This window comes from Listeria ivanovii subsp. londoniensis, from assembly GCF_000763495.1.
Lineage (GTDB): Bacteria > Bacillota > Bacilli > Lactobacillales > Listeriaceae > Listeria > Listeria londoniensis.
Genome location: NZ_CP009576.1, coordinates 320496 through 343428, shown reverse-complemented (window position 1 = coordinate 343428; position 22933 = coordinate 320496). Strand labels below are relative to the sequence as shown.

23 protein-coding genes, 2 rRNA genes and 2 other annotated features are annotated in these 22933 nt (G+C 39.9%); all 25 genes read right to left on the bottom strand.

The genetic code is table 11. The features are described 5' to 3' along the window. Positions 1–315 precede the first annotated feature (315 nt). The 25 genes from JL53_RS01725 to JL53_RS01605 all read right to left on the bottom strand — a co-directional run bounded on the left by JL53_RS01725 (position 316) and on the right by JL53_RS01605 (position 22732). The gene (locus tag JL53_RS01725; RefSeq protein WP_038406557.1) at positions 316–921 is read right to left on the bottom strand and encodes a class I SAM-dependent methyltransferase; all 606 of its coding nucleotides are present in this window, start codon (positions 919–921) and stop codon (positions 316–318) included. Positions 922–1073: 152 nt separating this feature from the next. After that, the gene (rplL, locus tag JL53_RS01720; protein ID WP_003718339.1) at positions 1074–1436 is read right to left on the bottom strand and encodes a 50S ribosomal protein L7/L12; all 363 of its coding nucleotides are present in this window, start codon (positions 1434–1436) and stop codon (positions 1074–1076) included. Between the two features lie 78 nt (positions 1437–1514). After that, the gene (gene rplJ, locus JL53_RS01715; RefSeq protein WP_003718338.1) at positions 1515–2015 is read right to left on the bottom strand and encodes a 50S ribosomal protein L10; all 501 of its coding nucleotides are present in this window, start codon (positions 2013–2015) and stop codon (positions 1515–1517) included. 55 nt (positions 2016–2070) lie between these two features. After that, positions 2071–2214, bottom strand: a sequence feature (ribosomal protein L10 leader region). Between the two features lie 48 nt (positions 2215–2262). After that, positions 2263–2952, bottom strand: coding sequence for a 50S ribosomal protein L1 (rplA, locus tag JL53_RS01710; RefSeq protein ID WP_003718337.1), 690 nt, complete (start codon positions 2950–2952; stop codon positions 2263–2265). Positions 2953–2991: 39 nt separating this feature from the next. After that, the gene (gene rplK / locus JL53_RS01705; protein WP_003718336.1) at positions 2992–3417 is read right to left on the bottom strand and encodes a 50S ribosomal protein L11; all 426 of its coding nucleotides are present in this window, start codon (positions 3415–3417) and stop codon (positions 2992–2994) included. 124 nt (positions 3418–3541) lie between these two features. Continuing rightward, a complete protein-coding gene (locus JL53_RS01700) occupies positions 3542–4012 on the bottom strand; it encodes an Imm63 family immunity protein (protein WP_038406556.1) in 471 nt (156 codons plus the stop codon). Positions 4013–4069: 57 nt separating this feature from the next. Beyond that, positions 4070–4603 carry a transcription termination/antitermination protein NusG gene (gene nusG, locus JL53_RS01695; protein ID WP_003718334.1) on the bottom strand — a complete coding sequence of 178 codons (534 nt, stop codon included), beginning with the start codon at positions 4601–4603 and terminating at the stop codon, positions 4070–4072. 128 nt (positions 4604–4731) lie between these two features. Continuing rightward, a complete protein-coding gene (gene secE / locus JL53_RS01690; RefSeq protein WP_003718333.1) occupies positions 4732–4911 on the bottom strand; it encodes a preprotein translocase subunit SecE in 180 nt (59 codons plus the stop codon). Between the two features lie 19 nt (positions 4912–4930). Continuing rightward, positions 4931–5080 carry a 50S ribosomal protein L33 gene (gene rpmG, locus JL53_RS01685; protein WP_038406555.1) on the bottom strand — a complete coding sequence of 50 codons (150 nt, stop codon included), beginning with the start codon at positions 5078–5080 and terminating at the stop codon, positions 4931–4933. Positions 5081–5183: 103 nt separating this feature from the next. Beyond that, positions 5184–5789 carry an RNA polymerase factor sigma-70 gene (locus tag JL53_RS01680; RefSeq protein WP_038406554.1) on the bottom strand — a complete coding sequence of 202 codons (606 nt, stop codon included), beginning with the start codon at positions 5787–5789 and terminating at the stop codon, positions 5184–5186. 80 nt (positions 5790–5869) lie between these two features. Further along, positions 5870–6382, bottom strand: coding sequence for an NYN domain-containing protein (locus JL53_RS01675; RefSeq protein WP_038406553.1), 513 nt, complete (start codon positions 6380–6382; stop codon positions 5870–5872). Between the two features lie 2 nt (positions 6383–6384). Further along, a complete protein-coding gene (gene rlmB, locus JL53_RS01670; RefSeq protein WP_003718329.1) occupies positions 6385–7140 on the bottom strand; it encodes a 23S rRNA (guanosine(2251)-2'-O)-methyltransferase RlmB in 756 nt (251 codons plus the stop codon). Next, positions 7140–7550 carry a Mini-ribonuclease 3 gene (locus tag JL53_RS01665; RefSeq protein WP_038406552.1) on the bottom strand — a complete coding sequence of 137 codons (411 nt, stop codon included), beginning with the start codon at positions 7548–7550 and terminating at the stop codon, positions 7140–7142. The genes rlmB and JL53_RS01665 overlap by 1 nt, the downstream gene beginning before the upstream one ends. Before the next feature lie 2 nt (positions 7551–7552). Next, positions 7553–8968, bottom strand: a complete 1416-nt coding sequence (gene cysS, locus JL53_RS01660) for a cysteine--tRNA ligase (RefSeq protein ID WP_038406551.1) — start codon at positions 8966–8968, stop codon at positions 7553–7555. A 6-nt stretch (positions 8969–8974) separates the two neighbouring features. Then, the gene (gene epsC, locus JL53_RS01655) at positions 8975–9589 is read right to left on the bottom strand and encodes a serine O-acetyltransferase EpsC (RefSeq protein WP_003718326.1); all 615 of its coding nucleotides are present in this window, start codon (positions 9587–9589) and stop codon (positions 8975–8977) included. A gap of 72 nt (positions 9590–9661) precedes the next feature. Continuing rightward, positions 9662–9889 (bottom strand) — a binding site (T-box leader). A gap of 101 nt (positions 9890–9990) precedes the next feature. After that, the gene (gene gltX, locus JL53_RS01650; RefSeq protein ID WP_003718325.1) at positions 9991–11466 is read right to left on the bottom strand and encodes a glutamate--tRNA ligase; all 1476 of its coding nucleotides are present in this window, start codon (positions 11464–11466) and stop codon (positions 9991–9993) included. A gap of 48 nt (positions 11467–11514) precedes the next feature. Beyond that, a complete protein-coding gene (gene ispD, locus JL53_RS01645; RefSeq protein WP_003718324.1) occupies positions 11515–12213 on the bottom strand; it encodes a 2-C-methyl-D-erythritol 4-phosphate cytidylyltransferase in 699 nt (232 codons plus the stop codon). Between the two features lie 19 nt (positions 12214–12232). Then, positions 12233–13306, bottom strand: a complete 1074-nt coding sequence (locus tag JL53_RS01640; protein ID WP_003718323.1) for a PIN/TRAM domain-containing protein — start codon at positions 13304–13306, stop codon at positions 12233–12235. A 133-nt stretch (positions 13307–13439) separates the two neighbouring features. Continuing rightward, positions 13440–14813, bottom strand: a complete 1374-nt coding sequence (radA, locus tag JL53_RS01635) for a DNA repair protein RadA (protein WP_038406550.1) — start codon at positions 14811–14813, stop codon at positions 13440–13442. Positions 14814–14961: 148 nt separating this feature from the next. Beyond that, positions 14962–17424 carry an ATP-dependent Clp protease ATP-binding subunit gene (locus JL53_RS01630; RefSeq protein WP_038406549.1) on the bottom strand — a complete coding sequence of 821 codons (2463 nt, stop codon included), beginning with the start codon at positions 17422–17424 and terminating at the stop codon, positions 14962–14964. Positions 17425–17443: 19 nt separating this feature from the next. Further along, entirely contained in the window at positions 17444–18475 is a 1032-nt protein-coding gene (locus JL53_RS01625; protein WP_038406548.1) for a protein arginine kinase, read from the bottom strand. Then, positions 18472–18990: a UvrB/UvrC motif-containing protein gene (locus tag JL53_RS01620; protein ID WP_038406547.1), complete on the bottom strand. Its 519-nt coding sequence runs from the start codon at positions 18988–18990 to the stop codon at positions 18472–18474. The genes JL53_RS01625 and JL53_RS01620 overlap by 4 nt, the downstream gene beginning before the upstream one ends. Positions 18991–19003: 13 nt before the next feature. Beyond that, positions 19004–19462 (bottom strand): CtsR family transcriptional regulator, encoded by a 459-nt coding sequence (locus tag JL53_RS01615; protein WP_003718316.1) that lies wholly within the window; start codon positions 19460–19462, stop codon positions 19004–19006. 142 nt (positions 19463–19604) lie between these two features. Next, positions 19605–19720, bottom strand: a 5S ribosomal RNA gene (gene rrf, locus JL53_RS01610). A gap of 79 nt (positions 19721–19799) precedes the next feature. Then, positions 19800–22732, bottom strand: a 23S ribosomal RNA gene (locus tag JL53_RS01605). Between the last annotated feature and the right edge of the window lie 201 nt (positions 22733–22933).

Genomic DNA, 22933 nt, shown 5'->3' with positions numbered 1-22933 from the left:
ATGAAAGTCTCCACTTCTCTTCCTAGCTGTTAAAATTCTCCAGTTCTCCTATTGTCATTCGACTCACTTCTTTCAAGTTTATTTTTAAGTATAAAAAAAGTCCCTCAATCAAGAAAGATTGAAGGACCTAACTTTTAACGGACGCTACCTTGAAAAGACACCGGTTGTCTATGCAGGAACGTTAAAGAAATACCTATTATCTTCTGTCTTGATTGGTTGTTTTTTTCTAGTATATCTTTCATTCTAAGCATATCCCTCAGTCCTTTCTTAGTAAAATGTATTTCTATATTAGCATGTTTCCACACTTGATACAAATTAATTTTTAACACTTCTAAAAATAAAATAGCCCTTATCTTTTGCGACTGTTTCAACATTACCGAAAACTTCTTCCATTTTCTTTTCAGCAGATGGGCCACCTTGTTTCTTTTGAATAACAATCCAAAGTTCTCCATTTTCTCGCAAGTGATCGTAAGCACCTTCTAAAATCGCGTGAACTACCTTTTTACCAGCACGAATTGGCGGGTTACTAATAATCGCTTGGTAATCGTTCGCAGTTACGTTATTATAAACCGAACTTTCATAGATATGCGTATTGGTAGTTTTATTGATTTCCGCATTTTCTTTCGCAAGTTCCAGTGCGCGCAAATTAACATCTACCATTTCCATTTGGCTATCAGGGAATGCTTTCGCTATCGTTAATCCCATCGGACCATAGCCACAACCTACATCCAAGATTTTTCCTGTTTTTGTTTCTAACTCAAAAGACTCAATCAATAATTTCGAGCCAAAATCAACCGTATTTTTGGAAAACACGCCATTATCACTTGTAAAACTCATATTAAAACCTTTTAACATCACTTGCCATGTTTTTCGGTTGTGTTTAATTGTTTCATCGTTTGTGTAGTAATGATTATTAGTCAAGAACCGCACCTTCCTTTCATATCTCTAGTTATTTTAGCATAAAACCTCGATCTAAAGTATATTTAAAAGGAATTTTTGGCAACTCTTCTTAAACCTAATTAATTGCGTAAAAAAAGACCTTAGATAACGAGTATCCAAGGTCTTCAAACTAATTATTTAACTTCTACGTTAGCGCCAACTTCTTCAAGTTTAGCTTTTAATTCTTCAGCTTCTTCTTTAGTTACGCCTTCTTTAAGAGCTTTAGGAGCGTTGTCAACTAATTCTTTAGCTTCTTTTAAGCCAAGACCAGTGATTTCACGAACCACTTTGATTACTTTGATTTTAGATTCGCCAGCAGAAGCTAGTTCTACAGTGAATTCAGTTTGCTCAGCAGCAGCGCCACCAGCAGCAGCTACAGCTACAGGAGCAGCAGCAGTTACGCCAAATTCTTCTTCGATTGCTTTTACTAAATCGTTAAGTTCTAATACAGATGCTTCTTTTACGGAAGCAATGATTTCTTCAATGTTTAAAGCCATTTTGAAATTCCTCCAATAATATAATTTTTTCGGATTTAACCGAGATTTGTTTGTAGGGTTTCCCCTGGGTAGAACAGATTATGCTTCTTGTCCTTCTTTTTGGTCAGCAACAGCTTTAGTAGCGATAGCAAGACCGCGAACTGGAGCTTGAAGTACGTTGCAAAGCATAGATAGCAATCCTTCGCGTGATGGAAGTGTTGCAAGTGCTTTAATTTCTTCAAGAGAAGCAACTTTACCTTCAATAACACCTGCTTTGATTTCTAGTGCTTCGTGATCTTTAGCGAAATCGTTAAGGATTTTCGCAGGCGCAACTACGTCTTCATTACTGAATGCGATTGCGTTAGGACCAGTTAGAGCTCCTTCTAAACCATCAAAACCGTTAGCTTCAACAGCACGGCGAGTTAGTGAGTTTTTGTAAACTTTAAACTCAATACCAGCATCACGCAATTGTTTACGTAAGTCAGTGATTTCGCCAACGTTTAAGCCGCGGTAATCAACAATTACTGTAGACGCACTAGCTGATAATTTTGTTTTAATTTCTTCTACTGCACTTTGTTTAGCTTCAAGAACTTTACTCATTTTTCCACCTCCGTCCAACAATTAAATCTAATTAAACAGACACAAGTTCCGTTTGATCAGCAACAAAAAACCTCTGACACCGTAGACGTCAGAGGTTTTTGTAAAATGCACGCGGACGCACACTTCAAAAGAAATCCCTCGGGTGGCAAATTTAAGCGATAAACGCGCCAACTGTCTACGGTAAGGATATTTGATTGTTTCAACTAGCCTATCTTATCAAAAGACAAGGGGCTGGTCAAGTTAAATTTTATAAGCTTGCTGGGTCAACTTGGATTCCAGGTCCGAAAGTAGTTGTTACGGAAAGATTTTTCACGTAAGTACCTTTCGCAGCAGCAGGTTTTGCTTTTTGTAGAACGTCATTCACAGTACGGAAGTTTTCTACTAGTTTAGCAGCATCAAAAGATACTTTACCGATTGCAGCATGAACATTACCAGCTTTATCAACACGGTATTCTACTTTACCAGCTTTAATTTCGTTAACTGCTTTAGTTACGTCCATAGTTACTGTACCAGTTTTAGGGTTTGGCATTAAACCTTTTGGTCCAAGGACACGGCCTAATTTACCAACTTCACCCATCATGTCAGGTGTTGCAACGATAACGTCAAAGTCAAACCAACCTTGGTTGATTTTTTCAACGAATTCAGATTCACCAACGTAATCAGCTCCAGCAGCCTCAGCTTCTTTAGCTTTTTCACCTTTTGCGAATACTAATACGCGTTGAGTTTTACCAGTACCGTTCGGTAATACAACAGCACCACGGATTTGTTGGTCCGCTTTTTTAGGGTCAACGCCAAGACGGAATGCTACTTCAACAGTTGCATCGAATTTAGCGAAGTCAATTTTTTTAGCAAGTTCAACTGCTTCTTCTGCAGTGTAAACTTTGTTTGCATCAATTTGTTTTAAAGCATCTTGATACTTTTTGCCTTTCTTAGCCATTTCTTTTCCTCCTTAATTGTCAAATTGTGAAACACACGATTAGTCTTGGATAGTGATACCCATAGAACGTGCAGTACCTTCAACCATTAGCATTGCAGATTCAACATTTGCAGCGTTAAGGTCTGGCATTTTAGTTTCAGCAATTTCCTGTACTTGAGCGCGAGTTACAGATGCAACTTTTGTTTTGTTTGGTTCACCGGATCCTTTTTCCACTTTAGCTGCTTTTTTAAGTAATACAGCTGCTGGTGGAGTTTTAGTGATGAACGTAAACGAACGGTCTTCAAATACAGTGATCACAACAGGAATAATAAGACCAGCTTGATCGGCTGTGCGAGCATTAAACTCTTTACAGAATCCCATGATGTTTACGCCAGCTTGACCTAATGCAGGTCCAACTGGAGGTGCAGGATTTGCTTTACCTGCTGGAATTTGAAGTTTAACTTCTTTAATCACTTTTTTTGCCACGAGACATACCTCCTTAAGTCCGTGATGTGGTTGACTGGGGCTGATATTTCCCCTCCCACGTTAAAACATACGTAAAAACGTACTTATATATGATACCACTATAAGCATTTAGTTGCAATATTTTTTATGGATTTACTTTAAACTCCATCACTTCTTTATCAAAATAAACATTTTGCTTTTTGCGCCAGAGATTCAAATAACCTGTATAACCTAGCGCCGCCTTGTCTATCCATGCCGGATTCACTGTTTTTAATAATTGTAATGTTTTTTCAAAAGCAATTTTTCGCGTGTCAGTTTCAAGAATGTTATCATCTCTTTTTGTATCTTCTTTTCGATGCCTTAACTCAAATTCCATTCCCATATACCAGCAAAGATGTAAAAAAACTTCATATCTGAACTCTTCCAAATCATTTGTTTTAAATTCACTGAAGCGTTTGCCTCGTTCATAACCATAGAGCATATATCCATCTTCTTCATTATAATCCATACAAAGTTCACCAGTGCCTTGACCATTACCTAGGTATAATGGAAAATCAAGCTCAAAAAAGTAAGCTTCTCGTTTTAATTCTAAGTAGATTTCTTTAGCTTGCTTCATCGCGCGCCTCCTTTCTATCAAAACAACCTCCACGATTCCCCGTAGAGGTTGTCCCATTTATATTTTCTCGATTTGATTGAAATCAACTTCGACTGGTGTTTCACGACCGAACATGTTCACCATGACTTTCGCCTTCCCTTTATCGTTGTCCATTTCGTCAACTTTACCGGAGAAGTCAGCGAAAGGTCCTTCTTTAACCATAACGGTTTCGCCAATTTCGAAATTAGCTTCGGCACGTTTTTCAACCATGCCCATGCTTTTCAAGATACGGTCCGCTTCTTCAGGAAGTAGTGGTGTTGGTTTTGAACCAGAACCTGATGAGCCGACAAAGCCAGTAACACCCGGCGTATTACGAACTACATACCAAGAATCATCTGTCATCACGATTTCTACTAGTACATAACCAGGAAAGACTTTGCGTTTAATTGTTTTTGTCTTACCATTTTTTACTTCTGTTTCCTCTTCTTCTGGCACAATAACACGAAAGATTTTATCTGACATCCCCATTGATTCTACACGTTTTTCTAAATTTGCTTTGACTTTATTTTCATAACCGGAGTAAGTATGAACTACATACCAATTTTTTTCCATTGTTTGTTTGGCTGCATCCTATTTTGCCGCCATCCTCCTTTTAGTATAATCCAAAATAAAAAACCCGAAAGTTGTACGGGTTTTGTCTCAAGTAATAGTATATCATTTTCTTTGTAAAATTCCTAGCACTACATTATAAGTTTAATTAATTGTTCGATACCGAAATCAATGAACATAAAGAATAATGCAAATAAAATTACTGTAATAACTACTGTTACTGTGTATGTTAAAAGTTCTTTTCTAGTTGGCCATGTAACTTTATGCATTTCGGATGAAACATTCCGAAAGAATCTTGCTATTGCAGACATACCAAAACCTCCATATCGTCTATTTTGTTTCTCGATGTATTGTATGTTTATTGCAGTGCCGACAGAATTTTTTCACTTCTAAGCGAGTTTCTTTCTGCGTCCCGCTGACATTAACAGTATAGTTTCTCGAACCACACTCAGAACAAGCGAGGGATGTTTTTTTCTTCATAAATTATCTCAACTCCGCAATCATTAAATATGCCATGCCAAAAAATAGGCACATTTCATCCATATAAATATAACACTTGACTCATTTCTAGTCAATTGTTTTCTTAGTCAAACTGCTTCATCATTTTCTTTTTGACTCGTTGTAAAGCGTTATCGATTGCCTTTTCTTTTTTGTTGAAGAAAACAGCCATTTCTTGATAGCTTTTCCCTTCTAAATATTGTTTTAAAACTTCTTTTTCAAATTCACTTGTAACTTCTTCTAACTTTCGCGCTACATGAGTTAAATCTTCATTTTTGATTAAAAAATCTTCTGGGGTTTCAGCAGCTTTTTCGGAAATGACATCGAGTAAAGTCCAGTCTACATCATCTTCAGCCATTGGGGTATCTAGTGAAACAGAATTATTAAGTGGTATGTTCTTCTGCCGAGAAGCCCGTTTCACCGCTGAAAGAAGCTGCCTATTAATACACATTTCCGCAAAAGAACGAAAAGAAGCTTCTTTGGTTTGATTATAATCACGAATCGCTTTGAATAATCCAATCATCGCTTCTTGGATTAAATCATCTCGCTCAGCACCTTGTAAAAAATATTGCGTTGATTTCCAGTAGACAACTGATTGGTACTTACTGAAAAAATATTCTAATGCATCTGTATCACCGCTTCTAGCTAGTTCAAGCATCTTCATCTCTTCTCGATTTACTGATTTATCCACTAAGCTACTCGGCTCCTTTTCGACAGGATTTCTTCTTAGGTTGCTTTATTATACATAGCTAAAAACTTGCCGTCAATCCCTTACTTTTCGCCTCTACGCCACTTTTCAAGCTGGGAAATAACCTCAGAATCTATATCGAGGTTTGATTTTGGCATTTTTTCTTGAATTCGCTTGATTTTTTGACCAATTTGTTTACTCATTTCTTGAATTTCAAAAAGTAGTTCCCTAGAAGAAATTCGTAGCGCTCCTTGACCAAATATCGCCCATTGTTCTGTATAGTCTGATGTGGCAACAATAATTTGTGTTCGGGCGTCTTTCCATTCGATAGCTTTTTGTTCGATAAATTCATCTGCTGTTTCATCTTCATGTGTAAAAACTACTTCGACTTGGTGTTTCATACTTTTCCGCTTTACCCCACGCACAAACTGCGCATCAAAAACGACCACCACTCGGTACCCCGTATAACTTTGATATTCAGCCATCCATTCGATAAGTTTATCTCGCGCCGCTTCCAAGTCCCGATCTTTCAAATAACTCAACTCTGGCCAAGCCCCAATCACATTATATCCGTCAACAAGCAAAATCTGTTCCATCATTATTTCTCCAGTGGGAAACGTTTCCGGTAAACTTCATAAAGTAATATACTAGCTGCAACAGAAGCATTTAATGACGTCACTTTTCCGCGCATTGGCAAATGAATTAAAAAGTCACATTTTTCTCTAACTAAACGGCTCATTCCAAAGCCTTCGCTACCAATAACAATCGCAAGCGGCATGTCCACATCCATTGTCCGGTAATCACTACTACCATTTGCATCTGTTCCAAAAATCCATAAGCCACGTTTTTGTAATTCTTCCATAGTCCGTACCATATTCGTCACCCGAACAACTGGTACATATTCCATTGCACCTGTACTAGCCTTTGCTACAGTTTGCGTTAAACCAACTGCACGTCGTTTTGGAATAATAATCCCATGTGCTCCAACTGAATCTGCCGTCCGCATAATGGAGCCAAGATTATGCGGATCTTCTAATTCATCTAAAATAATAAAGAAAGGCATTTCACCTTTTGCTTCAGCTGCATTAAACAAGTCATCAAGTTCGGCATATTGATATGCTGCGACTTGCGCTGCCACTCCTTGATGTGCGCCATTAACCACTTTTTCAATTTTTTGTTTTGGCACAAATTGAACTTGGATTTTACGATCTTTTGCTGAGGCTAAAACTTGCTTTAAAACACCTTTTTGCACGCCTTCTTGTACGTAAATTTTATGAATATCTCTATCTGAACGCAATACTTCGAGAACTGGATTTCTACCGCCAATCCATTCTTGTTCATTTTCTTGTTCCATTAATTATTCTCCACTCCTTTTTCTACTATTTCAAGTGCCTTTTCCATCCATTCTTGAAGTCGGTCGAGTTGTCCTGCTAAATAAAGATACCCAAGTACCGCTTCAAATGATGTAGACATACTATATGTTGCAGGATCTGTATTTTTCGGAACAGTATACGACTTTGCATTCCGCCCCCGTTTAGCAACCGCCGCTTCTTCCTCTGTTAAGAAATCATTTGCTATCATTTTTTTAAGTGCCACCGCTTGACCTTTAGCCGATACAAATTTTGTGGCTGTTTTGTGCAGTTGGTTAGGCTTGGTTTTTCCAGTTGCTAGCAAATGTTCGCGGATAAATTTTTCATAAACAGCATCGCCCATATAAGCAAGTGCGAGACCATTGAGTTGTTTGTATTCTTTAACCTCTTCCATATTTACCCCCGTCTAAACCGCGTACCTTGCGCAGTGTCTTCCAAAATAATATTTTTTTCTTTTAAAATGTCCCGAATTTCATCAGCTCGTGCGAAATTACGTTCATTTCTAGCTTGTAATCGTTCTTCAATTAGCGCTTCTACTTCATTGTCATCAAGCGAATCTGTTTGCATATTCTCTAGTTTCAACCCTAAAACTTCGGCAAATAAACGCATCATACTTAGGAATTCTCGCAATACATTAACGGAAACAACTTCTTTCGACAGATAAATATTCGCTCGCTTTGCAAGTTCATGGAATGTTGTAATTGCATTTGCTGTGTTAAAATCATCATCCATATCTTCTTCAAAAGCGTGCTTCAGTTCGGTTAATTGCTCTAACCATTCGTCTTGATGGGCTTCTTCCACATATTCCCCATCATCAGTTTGAATACGATGGTCAATGTTTTGATAAGCAATCATTAAACGTTCCAATCCATTTCTGGCATCTTCTAAAATGGCATCGTTTAAAGTAATAGGTTTCCTGTAATGTACGGAAAGCATAAAGAATCGAATGACATTTGGATCATTGTCTTTTAGAACATCATGGAGCGTAATAAAATTCCCAAGCGATTTAGACATTTTTTCACCATCAATATTTAAAAAAGCATTATGCATCCAGTAGTTAGCAAATGTTTTACCTGTTGCTGCTTCTGATTGCGCAATTTCGTCTTCGTGATGAGGGAAAATTAAATCTTGCCCACCAGCATGAATATCAATCGTGTCACCAAGATATTTTTTAGCAAGCGCCGAACATTCAATATGCCAACCAGGACGACCATTTCCAAACGGACTTTCCCAAAAAATCTCCCCTGGTTTTGCAGCCTTCCAAAGCGTGAAATCGAGTTCATCTTGTTTACGTTCATTGTGCTCGACTCTAGCCCCGTGCTGTAATTCTGATAACGCTTGTCCAGATAGTTTACCATAATTCTTAAATTCTTTCGTACGGAAATATACATCTCCAGCTGACTCATACGCATAGCCTTTTTCAATCAATGTACTTATCAACTGAATAATTTCATCCATATTTTCCGTTACCCGTGGATTTACACTAGCTTTTGCGACATTCAGTTGATCGACATCATTAAAATAAGCTCCAATAAAACGATCTGCTACTTCCGGAACTGTTAGCTTCAACTCATTTGCAGCATGGATTAGCTTATCATCCACATCAGTAAAATTAGATACGAATTTCACATCATACCCACGATACGTGAAATAACGTCGAACTGTATCAAATATAATAATCGGACGCGCATTCCCTATATGGATGTAATTGTATACAGTTGGACCACATACATACATTTTCACTTCGCCATCTCTCAGCGGTTTAAAGGGTTCTTTCTCTCGTTTTAACGTATTAAAAATTTGTATCGACAAGCCAATCTACTCCTTTTTCTTCAAAAGTTTTTCTACTATATTTTCTAATTCAGCAATTCGTAAATTAAGTTCATCCATCTTTGGAACTGCGTGTCCTACTGTCCGTCCATTAAGACGAACTACTTTAGCTGGAATCCCTACAACTGTTGCGCCTGGTGGAACATCTTTTAAAACCACTGCTCCCGCTCCAATTCGCGAACCTGCACCAATTTCGACTGGTCCCAGTACTTTTGCTCCAGCTGAAACTAGTGCGCCATCACCAACTGTTGGATGACGTTTTCCACAATCTTTCCCCGTCCCCCCAAGTGTGACTCCATGAAATATCGTTACATCCTCGCCAATTTCTGCTGTTTCTCCAATAACAATTCCCGCACCATGGTCAATAAAGAGCCGCCTACCTATCGTTGCTCCTGGGTGAATCTCTATATTAGTTAGAAAACGCGCCACTTGAGATAACACTTTGGCAAATAAAACCATTTTATGACGATAAAAAAAGTTCGCCACCCGGTGCCACCAAAGCGCGTGAAGTCCAGGATTAGTTAAAAAAGCATCAAAAAAGCTCTTTGTTGCAGGATCATTTTTTATAATTGTTGCAATATCTTCTTTTAAGCGAGTTGGCATTTTGTTGCCTCCTTATTCAAGTTAGTACTTTTTTTCATTAGCCTTAAAAACCAACAAAAAAAGCCCCTCTACTACAGAGACGCTTTGCGCGGTTCCACTCTGACTTGAGTTCTGCCAAATTTCTGGTAGATACTCCAACTCTAGGGGTGGGGGTAACGACCCACATTTCGTCTGGTGATACTAAAATTCCCACCAGAATTCAAGGAGGCATTTCAGGAGTGTTCAGCTAAGTCGCTTCCAGCCAAGGCAACTCTCTCTACAAGCTTAAAATTCCGTACTTCTTCCTATCAGCACTTTTCCATATATTTAGTTCTATTATAACAGCAATAAAAATCCTTGCAACTGAAATATATTAAAATAACAAAGCGCCCCGCAAATAGCAAAGGCGCTCCGCTTAAATGTTAGTTATTTTGTAGCCATGTATCTAATCGATTAATTACTTTTTCTTTGCCAAGTACTTCAATAGCAAGTGGCAATTCAGGGCCGTGCATTTCACCAGTAGTGACAATTCGAATTGGCATAAATAACCCTTTACCTTTGACACCAGTTTCTTTTTGAACGCGTTTGATAGCCGCTTTTACTTCAGTAGCCTCTAGAACTTCTAAAGCTTCCAATTCTTTTTTGAAGGCTAAAATAACAGTTGGCACAGTTTCTTCTGCAAGAACTGCTTTTTCTTCCTCATCAAAAGTAATCGAATCAGCATCAGCAAAGAACATTTCAGAAAGTGGCACGATTTCGGCACCATAACTCATTTGTTCATGGTAAAGCGAAACTAACTTGTGCACCCAATTAAGTTCAGCTTGGTCTAACTCTTCAGAAACAACTCCTGCTTTTTGTAAATGTGGTAAAGAAAGCTCTACGACATCATTTAGCGGTAATTTCTTCACATATTGATTGTTCACCCATGTTAATTTAACATTGTCAAACAACGCTGGCGATTTAGATAGACGTTTTGGATCAAACATTTGAATGAATTCTTCTTTAGAGAAAATTTCTTCTTCGCCTTCTGGAGACCAACCAAGCATTGCAATAAAATTAAATAACGCTTCCGGCAAGTAACCTAAATCACGATATTGCTCAATAAATTGAATAATCGAACCATCACGCTTACTTAATTTACGTCTGCTTTCATTTACAATAAGCGTCATATGACCAAAAATTGGTGGCTCCCAACCAAAAGCATTATAAATAAGTAATTGTTTCGGTGTATTAGAAATGTGATCATCTCCGCGAAGCACATGAGAAATCTCCATTAAATGATCATCTACTGCTACTGCAAAATTATATGTTGGAATACCATCTTTCTTCGCAATAACAAAGTCTCCAATCCCATTTGATTCAAAAGAGACATCATCTTTTACCATATCGTTAAAAGTAATCGTTTGATTTGCAGGGACTTTAAAACGAATACTTGGCTTAAAACCTTGCGCTTCTTTTTCTGCTTGTTGTTCTTTTGTTAAATGACGACATTTCCCACTGTAACGAGGCATTTCACCATTTGCTTTTTGTTTTTCGCGTTCTGCATCTAACTCATCTTCAGTACAATAACATTTATAAGCCAAACCTTCATCCAAAAGTTTTTGAATAAGTGGTTCGTAAATAGATTGGCGTTCAGATTGACGATAAGGTCCGTATTTCCCAGGAACATCAACCCCTTCATCCCAGTCTATACCAAGCCATTTCAGATTTTTCATTTGACTTTCTTCGCCGTCTTCCACATTACGTTTAGCATCCGTATCTTCAATTCGGATAATAAAATCTCCGTCATTATGTCTTGCAAATAAATAGTTAAATAAGGCCGTACGCGCGTTCCCAATATGCAAAAATCCAGTTGGACTCGGCGCATAACGTACACGTACACGTTTTGTTTTACTCACAATTATTCACTCCTTCAAATATTTTCAAGTTAAAATTGCTTACTAGATTTACTTCTTCTTCGTATTTGTCATTTCTCCCAGGATAGCCTTCGCAAGCGGCATATCTTCTGGCGTGGTGAGTTTAATATTGTAGTAACTTCCTTGAACAATCGAAACTGGAATAGGTATCCGCTCAACCAAGCTCGCCTCATCCGTTCCAAGAAATTTCTCTTCCTTAGCAAGCTGATGTGCTTTTTGTAAAATGTGTAACTCGAAGGCTTGTGGAGTTTGAACTTGCCAAAGATTTTCTCGGTCAACAGTTTCTTGCACGATACCATCCGTAACTCGTTTGACCGTATCTTTGACCTTCACTGCACAAATAGCAGCTTTATTCGCTTTGACACCATCAAGAAGACGATTAATAATATCAATTGTTACAAACGGCCTCGCCCCATCATGTACAAGAACTACTTGCTCTGTACCACAATGTTCCAGACCAGCAGCTACACTGAATTGTCGCTCGCTTCCACCTTTGACAATTTTTGTGCGTTTTTCAGCAACATCTAACTGTTGCAACCAATTTTTCACATGATTTCTTTCCGTTTCTTGGCACACAACAATCACTTTCGAACAACGATCATCCGCTAAAAAAGGACGTAATGCATGAATAAAAATTGGTTCACCAACTAAATCTAGCCACATTTTATTTTGTTTTGCATTCATACGTTTACCTTGACCCGCTGCTAAAAAAACCAGCTCATAATTCATGCTTACTTACTCCTTCCATTCAGGATGGTTTAGCAAAAATCATTCTTCCTGCTGATGTTTGAAGCACACTAGTTACTTCTACTTGAATAGTCTCATTAATAAATTTACGGCCATCTTCTACAACAATCATTGTTCCATCATCTAGATATGCCACACCTTGATTATGCTCTTTTCCATCTTTCACCATAAGAACAGTCATTTTCTCACCTGGTAAAACAACTGGTTTCACAGCATTTGCCAAATCATTAATATTTAGAACTGGCACATTCTGAAATTCACATACTTTATTCAAATTATAATCATTGGTAACGACAATTCCACCCATTACTTTAGCAAGTTTCACAAGTTTGCTGTCTACTTCAGGCGTATCTTCAAAGTCACCTTCATACATTTCTACTTGAATGGATTCGTCTTTTTGGATTCGATTTAAAATGTCTAAACCGCGACGACCTCTTGTCCGCTTAAGTGTATCCGATGAATCTGCAATATGTTGAAGTTCAGCTAGTACAAATAGCGGAATAACCACCGTTCCATCCAAAAAGCCTGTTGCTAAAATATCCGCAATACGCCCATCAATAATGACACTCGTATCCAAAATTTTATAGGTTTTCTTAGATTTCTCCTCCGTACGCTCTTCCTCTGGTGTTTTTTTCTTCGCATTTCTGTTATTGACAAAGTTCCCAAATTCATTGCGACGACTAATCCCAATCCGGAATCCTAAATAACCAAGTACTAATGTTAAAATAACTGGTACTACCGAATTTAAAAGTGGAATATTGGTTTGGCTTAGCGCATTGCTGGCAAAAAACGCAATAACTAATCCTACAAACAAACCAAGTCCGCCATAAACAAGTGTGGCAATAGCAATTTTAGCTAATTTTTCCTCTAACCAATTAAGTGCGGCTTCTACATATTTCACCGCCCAAAAAGTAATAAGATAAAATATAAGTGCACCAATCAAAGCATTAGTATAAGGATTATTAATTAGCAGAATATGTCCTATTCCTAGTTTCATCCAAAGCATTGGAAGTGAAAAGACTCCCGTTGTCCCGCCAAGAATTAAAAAGCATACTCGAATTACCCATGTAAGCATTTAGTTTCCCCCTTTCCATTTCTATATTTATAGGCATATTTAAGCTATTATCAAACATACATATAGAACCATTCTACACTATTAAAAGACGATATCGCAAATAGTACTCATGGAATCGCTCAAGTATTTATTTTCAGTCTGGCAAAGCCTTCTTCAAAGCTTTCCCAATTGTTTCTACTCCAACCACTTGCACATCTTTTGGTATTTTCCAAGCACCTTCATTATTTTTCGGAATGAAAATTCGTTTGAATCCAAGTTTTGCCGCCTCTTGTACGCGTTGTTCAATTCTTGCCACTCGACGAATTTCTCCAGTTAAGCCCAGTTCGCCGATAAAGCAATCAGTACTTTTGGTCGGTTTATCTCGGTAACTTGATGCTACACTTACAGCCACAGCTAAATCTACAGCCGGTTCGTCCAATTTCACTCCACCTGCTGCTTTCAGATAAGCGTCTTGATTTTGTAGCATTAATCCTACTCTTTTTTCCAAAACAGCCATTATCAATGATACTTTATTATAATCAATTCCCGTTGCCATTCGTTTTGCATTTCCAAACATGGTTGGTGAAACAAGGGCTTGAATTTCGACAAGTACTGGGCGTGTTCCTTCCATAGATGCAACTACCGTTGAACCTGATGCTCCTTCTAAACGTTCTTCCAGGAAGACTTCCGATGGATTGGCAACTTCAACAAGACCTACATCACGCATTTCAAAAATACCAATTTCATTCGTCGATCCAAAACGGTTCTTCACAGCGCGCAAAATTCGGTAAGCATGGTGGCGCTCTCCTTCAAAATAGAGTACCGTATCTACCATATGCTCAAGTAAACGCGGTCCTGCAATTGCCCCTTCTTTTGTTACATGTCCTACTATAAAAATAGCAATGTTTTGCATTTTGGCGATTCTCATTAAAGCAGCCGTACATTCACGAACTTGAGATACACTTCCAGCAGCACTAGTCACATCTGGATGATATACTGTTTGAATGGAGTCAATTACAACAAAATCCGGTTTCACAAAATCAATCGTCTCTTGCACTGCTTCTAAATTCGTTTCCGCGTAAACATATAAATTATCTCCTGAAACTTGCAATCGCTCAGCTCGAAGTTTTGTTTGTTTGATTGATTCTTCCCCAGAAATATACAGTACTTTTTTATTGGTCAGCGTTAGTTGTGCTGATATTTGAAGTAAAAGTGTTGATTTACCAATACCTGGATCGCCACCAACTAGTACCATTGATCCTGGGACAACTCCACCACCAAGTACACGATTTAACTCAGGCATACGTGTCTCTACTCGAGCCTCTTCTTCGCTAGCAATCTGCGTAATCGGAGTTGCTTTTGCTGCTTCCCCAGTATGATTAAAAGCTGAGCGTGATTTCTTAGATGGTTCTAGCGCCTCCACCATTTGATTCCACTCGTTGCAATTTGGACATTTACCCATCCATTTTGGCGATTCATATCCACATGCCTGACATACAAATTTGGTCGTCCTTTTTGCCTTAGCCATTTCTAACACCCCTCCACACATATGCTTCATTTTACCACAGATCATCTGTTCGCGTTAAGCCTTTTAATTAAATTCGTATTTTGGACATAAATCCTGTATTTCCGCGTTTAAAAAACCTTTCCTAAATTTTCTAGGAAAGGCTCTCTAGTTATTTTGTTTTAACTTTTTTAGGTGTAGCTCTCTTTTTAGTTGAAGCTTTTTGTCTAACTTCCAGCTTCCCATCTTTCACACCAATTTCAATTGTATCTCCCACTTTGATATTTCCACGAAGCAATTCTTCAGAAAGCATATCCTCTACTTCTTTTTGAATCGCACGTTTCAAAGGACGAGCCCCGTATTCTGGGTCATAACCGTCTTTTGCAATTTTAGCTTTCGCGCCTTCTGTTAGCTTCACATGAATATCACGTTCAGCAAGGCGTTTAGTTAATTGTGCAGTTAGAAGCGTTACAATTTGTTTTAGCTCTTTCTCTTGAAGCGAATGGAACACAATAGTTTCATCGATACGATTGATAAACTCTGGACGGAACGCTTGTTTTAAATCTTGTAAAACGCGGTGTTCCATTGCTTTATGATCTTTAAGTGGGTCAATTACATTAAAGCCCATCGATTTATCTTGTTTCATTTCTTGTGCTCCAATATTCGAGGTCATGATGATAACCGTGTTTCTAAAATCAACTACACGTCCTTTAGAATCTGTTAAACGACCATCATCTAGCACTTGTAACAACATATTAAATACATCTGGATGTGCTTTTTCAATCTCATCTAAAAGAACTACCGAATAAGGTTTTTGACGGACTTTCTCAGTTAGTTGTCCACCTTCTTCATAACCAACATAACCGGGAGGAGCACCAACTAAACGAGCAGTTGAAAATTTCTCCATATACTCTGACATATCAATCCGAATCATTGAATCTTCATCACCAAACATTGACTCCGCAAGCGCACGAGCAAGTTCGGTTTTTCCAACACCAGTTGGTCCAAGGAAAATAAAGGAACCTATTGGACGCTTTGGATCTTTAAGTCCAGCACGCGCCCGACGAACGGCTAGGGATACAGCTTTAACAGCAGCATCCTGACCAATTACTCGCTCATGTAAAAGTTTTTCCATGTTAAGTAATTTATTTGTTTCAGTTTCAGCAAGTTTTGCAACCGGAATCCCGGTCCAACTAGCTACAACTTCTGCAACTATATCTTCTGTTACTTCACTATGATCAAGCCCTTGTTTTTCTTTCCAATTTGCCTTTGTTTCTTCTAAAGATTTTTTAAGTTTATGCTCTTTATCTCTTAATGCTGCTGCTTTTTCGAATTCTTGACCTTGCACAGCTGCATCTTTTTCCTTTTTCAAATCTGTTAAATTATTTTCCATTTCTTTTACATTTTTAGGTGTTGTAAAAGATTTCAAGCGTACTTTGGAACCAGCTTCATCAATCACATCAATCGCTTTATCAGGTAAGAACCGGTCAGATATATAACGGTCAGACAGGCGAACTGCTGCATCAAGCGCCGCATCAGTAATAGCAACCCGGTGATGCGCTTCATAACGATCACGTAAACCATGCAAAATTTGAATCGACTCCTCAACAGACGGTTCATCTACCTTAATAGGTTGGAAACGTCTTTCGAGTGCTGCATCTTTTTCAATATATTTCCGGTACTCATCAAGCGTTGTTGCGCCAATACATTGCAACTCTCCACGAGCTAAAGGTGGCTTCAAAATGTTAGATGCATCAATCGCACCTTCTGCTCCACCAGCACCAATTAACGTATGAAGTTCGTCAATAAATAAAATCACATTTCCAGCTTGGCGAATTTCATCCATTACTTTTTTCAAACGGTCTTCAAACTCACCACGATATTTAGTTCCCGCAACGACAGTCCCCATATCAAGCGTCATTACACGTTTTCCTCGCAACGTCTCAGGGACCTCATTACGTACAATTTGCTGTGCTAGCCCCTCAGCAATCGCTGTTTTACCTACACCTGGTTCCCCAATAAGAACTGGATTATTTTTTGTTCGACGACTTAACACTTCAATCACACGTTGAATTTCTTTAGAACGGCCAATAACCGGGTCCAAATTATCCTCACGAGCAATGACAGTCAAATCGCGAGCTAAACTGTCTAATGTCGGCGTCGCTTGTGTATTAGTTTGCCTTCCAGCTCCAGTTGCATCTCCGCCACCAAGTAGTTGCAATACTTGTTGTCTAGCTTTATTCAAGCTAATACCTAGATTGCTTAAAACTCGAGCAGCAACTCCTTCACCTTCACGAATAAGCCCCAATAAAATATGCTCTGTTCCAACATAAGTATGTCCAAGTTTACGAGCTTCATCCATTGAAAGTTCAATTACCTTTTTAGCTCGAGGTGTATATTGAATCGTCGTTACAGCTTTTTCGCCATGACCAATTAATCCTTCTACTTCTTGTTGAACTTTTTCAGCACTAACACCCAGTTCATAGAGTGCTTTTGCTGCGATACCTTCTCCCTCTCTGACAAGTCCAAGCAGTATATGTTCCGTACCTAAATTACTATGATTCAAGCGCATTGCCTCTTCTTGTGACAAAGCGAGTACTTTCTGAGCTCTTTGCGTAAAACGTCCAAACATCATTGTTGTTTCCTCCTTATCCTCAGCCTATTCCATTATCGCCCAAAATCCCGCGAATCACTTTGGCTCGTATTACTTTCTCTTCTAAGGCATCCATATCTCGTCCAGCTTCTTTCCTTAAAAAAGCTGGTTGCGAGAATAGTACCAATTCATTCATTTTTTGGCGAGAAATATGTTCGAAAAATCCTAATTCAACACCTAGCCGAATATCAGAAATAGCATCTGCTGCTTCTTGAATAGAGATAATCCGACAATTTCTAAGTAAACCATATGACCTAAAAACTCTGTCCTCAAGCGCTATATGAAATTTTTGCTTCAACGTCGTTCTTGCTACTCGTTCTTGCATGATAATTTGTTCCATTACTTGCGTTAAATCTTCCACAATTTCCGTTTCTGTTTTTCCAAGTGTTATTTGATTAGATACTTGGAAGATATTACTCGCGGGCATGCTACCTTCCCCGTATATACCTCTTACCACAAAACCAAGACTCCTAACCGCTTCGACAACATTTTTAATCCTTTTAGTCGCGACAAGCCCTGGCAAATGAACCATAACAGAAGCTCTCATCCCAGTCCCAATATTCGTCACACAACTAGTCAAATATCCAAATTGCTTATCGAAAGCATAAACAACCTTATCTTCTACATAACTATCAATTTGGAGGGCTGCTTCCAGTGCATCAAATAACCTTAATCCCGGTGTCATACACTGAATTCTTAAATGATCCTCTTCATTCAACATAATACTAACATTCTCTTCCTCATTTAAAAGAACAGCCCCATGCTGACTCTTGCTCATCAAATAAGGACTAATTAAATGTTTCTCCACTAAAAGGGCCTTCTCAAGCTTAGAAATTTCGTTCATTTTAAATAGGGTAAAATTATTATCAAAAACAGCGGAAATAGTATCTATAGTTCCTTCTTTTTGCTCATAAATCGGAAATAGTTCGTTTTTCAAATTCCTAGCTAGTCGGATTCGCGAACTAAGTACTACATCATCATCGTCCCCATCATTCTCTAACCAAGAACTAAGCCGAGGTTCAAATACATTCATTTACCCTCACCCCCAGCCTTCAAAGCTCGAATTTCATCACGCACAACCGCAGCATCCTCAAATTCTTCATTCTTAATTAATTGATTTAACTTCTCTTGAAGACGAATAATTTCATTTTGCACATCTTCCTCACGTTCAATTTCTTTAGGAACTTTTCCTATATGCTGCTTATAGCCATTTTGCACACGTCCAATAATTGGCACCAATTGTGCTTGAAATGCTGAATAACATTCTTCACAGCCAACACGATTCGTTTGTAAAAATTGTTCAAAAGACAAATGGCAATTTTCACAAACCACTTTTTTCTGCACCGCTTCTTCTTTCTGTAAAAGTGTTAAAAAATCTAAAGCAACTTCACTAAATGTATCCATCGCCTTAACTAAGTCTTGCTCTGATGCATGAGCTTCATCAGTACCACAATTTTCACATAAATATAGCGACTCAACTTTTCCAGCATCATTTAACTGTTGCAAAGCAATAACAGCCTTGTTTTCTCCACACCTTTGACATATCATAAGTTATCACACCCTAATCATATTTCAAAGCAACTAACATCGCTTCTAATATCCTACTACGCAAAACATCTCGATCCGGTAATGGTAAAATTAAAACTTCTCTATCTAATGCCGCCACCATCAATCTCGCTTCTTTCTTCGTTATAACATCTTCCTCAAGCAATCTTAAAATAACATCTTCTGAGAAAGATTGAGATACCTTTTTATCATGAACCATAGATATGATAGCTTCCAATAACTGCAGTTTATCATTCATTTTAACTTTGATAATCCGAATGTATCCTCCACCACCACGTTTACTTTCAACAATATATCCACGCTCCATTGTAAATCTGGTATTAATAACGTAGTTGATTTGCGACGGTACACATTCAAACTTATCAGCAATCTCGCTTCTTTTAATTTCGACTGCTTCACTAGACTCCAGTACTTGTTTTAAATAAGCTTCTATAATATCAGAAATATTTTTCATTATAAGGCTCTCCTTTCTATATTCTCTTGATTACTGACTTTGACTATTTTTGACTTTAATTATACTAGATAACCTTACCTATTAGCAATTTATTTATCTTTTTACACAAAAAAAGTCCTAACGAATTAGGACTTTTCAAATTGCCCGGCAGCGACCTACTCTCGCAGGGGGAAGCCCCCAACTACCATTGGCGCAGAGAAGCTTAACTACCGTGTTCGGGATGGGAACGGGTGTGACCTTCTCGCCATAACTACCAGACAATATTTAAGTTGTTGAAAGATTGCTCTCTCAAAACTAGAGAAGAAAGGGTTCAGTTAGGTAACTTCGTTTCATTTTTTTGGTTAAGTCCTCGATCGATTAGTATTTGTCCGCTCCATGTATCGCTACACTTCCACTCCAAACCTATCTACCTGATCATCTTTCAGGGATCTTACTTTCCGAAGAAATGGGAAATCTCATCTTGAGGGGGGCTTCACGCTTAGATGCTTTCAGCGTTTATCCCTGCCACACATAGCTACCCAGCGATGCTCCTGGCGGAACAACTGGTACACCAGCGGTGTGTCCATCCCGGTCCTCTCGTACTAAGGACAGCTCCTCTCAAATTTCCTGCGCCCGCGACGGATAGGGACCGAACTGTCTCACGACGTTCTGAACCCAGCTCGCGTGCCGCTTTAATGGGCGAACAGCCCAACCCTTGGGACCGACTACAGCCCCAGGATGCGACGAGCCGACATCGAGGTGCCAAACCTCCCCGTCGATGTGGACTCTTGGGGGAGATAAGCCTGTTATCCCCGGGGTAGCTTTTATCCGTTGAGCGATGGCCCTTCCATGCGGAACCACCGGATCACTAAGCCCGACTTTCGTCCCTGCTCGACTTGTCAGTCTCGCAGTCAAGCTCCCTTGTGCCTTTACACTCTGCGAATGATTTCCATCCATTCTGAGGGAACCTTTGGGCGCCTCCGTTACTCTTTAGGAGGCGACCGCCCCAGTCAAACTGCCCACCTGACACTGTCTCCCCACGCGCTAAGCGTGGCGGGTTAGAATGGTCATACAGCCAGGGTAGTATCCCACCATTGCCTCCTCGTATGCTAGCGCACACGTCTCTTCGGCTCCTACCTATCCTGTACAAGCGGTACAAACATTCCATATCAGGTTGCAGTAAAGCTCCACGGGGTCTTTCCGTCCTGTCGCGGGTAACCTGCATCTTCACAGGTACTATAATTTCACCGAGTCTCTCGTTGAGACAGTGCCCAGATCGTTGCGCCTTTCGTGCGGGTCGGAACTTACCCGACAAGGAATTTCGCTACCTTAGGACCGTTATAGTTACGGCCGCCGTTTACTGGGGCTTCAATTCGTACCTTCGCCGAAGCTAAGCACTCCTCTTAACCTTCCAGCACCGGGCAGGCGTCAGCCCCTATACGTCACCTTACGGTTTTGCAGAGACCTGTGTTTTTGCTAAACAGTCGCCTGGGCCTATTCACTGCGGCTCTCTCGGGCTTGCACCCTAATAGAGCACCCCTTCTCCCGAAGTTACGGGGTCATTTTGCCGAGTTCCTTAACGAGAGTTCTCTCGCTCACCTTAGGATTCTCTCCTCATCTACCTGTGTCGGTTTGCGGTACGGGCAGTACTACTCTTCCTAGAGGCTTTTCTTGACAGCGTGAAATCAGGAACTTCCGTACTTTATTTCCTTCCCCATCACAGCTCATGCTTCGCAAGAAGCGGATTTGCCTACTTCTCACACTCACTGCTTGGACGCACATTTCCATTCGTGCGATTCCCTATCCTTCTGTGTCACCCCATCGGTTAAACAATTAGCACTGGTACAGGAATCTCTACCTGTTGTCCATCGCCTACGCCTATCGGCCTCGGCTTAGGTCCCGACTAACCCTGAGCGGACGAGCCTTCCTCAGGAAACCTTAGATATTCGGTGGAAGGGATTCTCACCCTTCTTTCGCTACTCATACCGGCATTCTCACTTCTAAGCGCTCCACCAGTCCTTCCGGTCTGACTTCACCGCCCTTAGAACGCTCTCCTACCACGAACCTCTCAAAGAGGTTCATCCACAGTTTCGGTAATATGTTTAGCCCCGGTACATTTTCGGCGCGGGGTCACTCGACCAGTGAGCTATTACGCACTCTTTCAATGGTGGCTGCTTCTAAGCCAACATCCTGGTTGTCTAAGCAACCCCACATCCTTTTCCACTTAACATATATTTGGGGACCTTAACTGGTGGTCTGGGCTGTTTCCCTTTCGACTACGGATCTTATCACTCGCAGTCTGACTCCCGAGTATAAGTACATGGCATTCGGAGTTTATCTGAATTCGGTAACCCGAGAAGGGCCCCTAGTCCAAACAGTGCTCTACCTCCATGACTCTTTACCTCGAGGCTAGCCCTAAAGCTATTTCGGAGAGAACCAGCTATCTCCAAGTTCGATTGGAATTTCTCCGCTACCCACACCTCATCCCCGCACTTTTCAACGTGCGTGGGTTCGGACCTCCAGTAAGTATTACCTTACCTTCATCCTGGACATGGGTAGATCACCTGGTTTCGGGTCTACGACCTGTTACTTATTCGCCCTATTCAGACTCGCTTTCGCTACGGCTCCGCTTTTTCCGCTTAACCTTGCAACAAATCGTAACTCGCCGGTTCATTCTACAAAAGGCACGCTATCACCCATTAACGGGCTCTAACTACTTGTAGGCACACGGTTTCAGGAACTGTTTCACTCCCCTTCCGGGGTGCTTTTCACCTTTCCCTCACGGTACTGGTTCACTATCGGTCACTAGGGAGTATTTAGCCTTGGGAGATGGTCCTCCCGGATTCCGACGGAATTTCACGTGTTCCGCCGTACTCAGGATCCACTCTGGAGGGAAAGCTATTTCAACTACCGGGCTGTTACCGTCTTTGGCGGGCCTTTCCAGACCGCTTCATTTATAACTTTCTTTTGTAACTCCGTATAGAGTGTCCTACAACCCCAAGAAGCAAGCTTCTTGGTTTGGGCTCTTTCCGTTTCGCTCGCCGCTACTCAGGAAATCGATTTTTCTTTCTCTTCCTCCAGGTACTTAGATGTTTCAGTTCCCTGGGTCTGCCTTCCTCACGCTATGTATTCACGTAAGGATACTATCCGACTAAAGATAGTGGGTTCCCCCATTCGGAAATCTCTGGATCAACGCTTACGTACAGCTCCCCAAAGCATATCGGTGTTAGTCCCGTCCTTCTTCGGCTCCTAGTGCCAAGGCATCCACCGTGCGCCCTTTCTAACTTAACCAATTTACTTCATTGAAGTAAAGGTTGTTTTTCTGATTTTCCGTATCAGCGATGATACATCCAATCAGATGAAAGATTCACTTTCAGATGATTCTCGGTTACTTGTGTCATAAATAGTTACCTATTTATGCTAACTTTACTAACTTTCTTATCTAGTTTTCAAAGAACAAACAGTATAGAGAAGAATTAACCTCTCAAAACT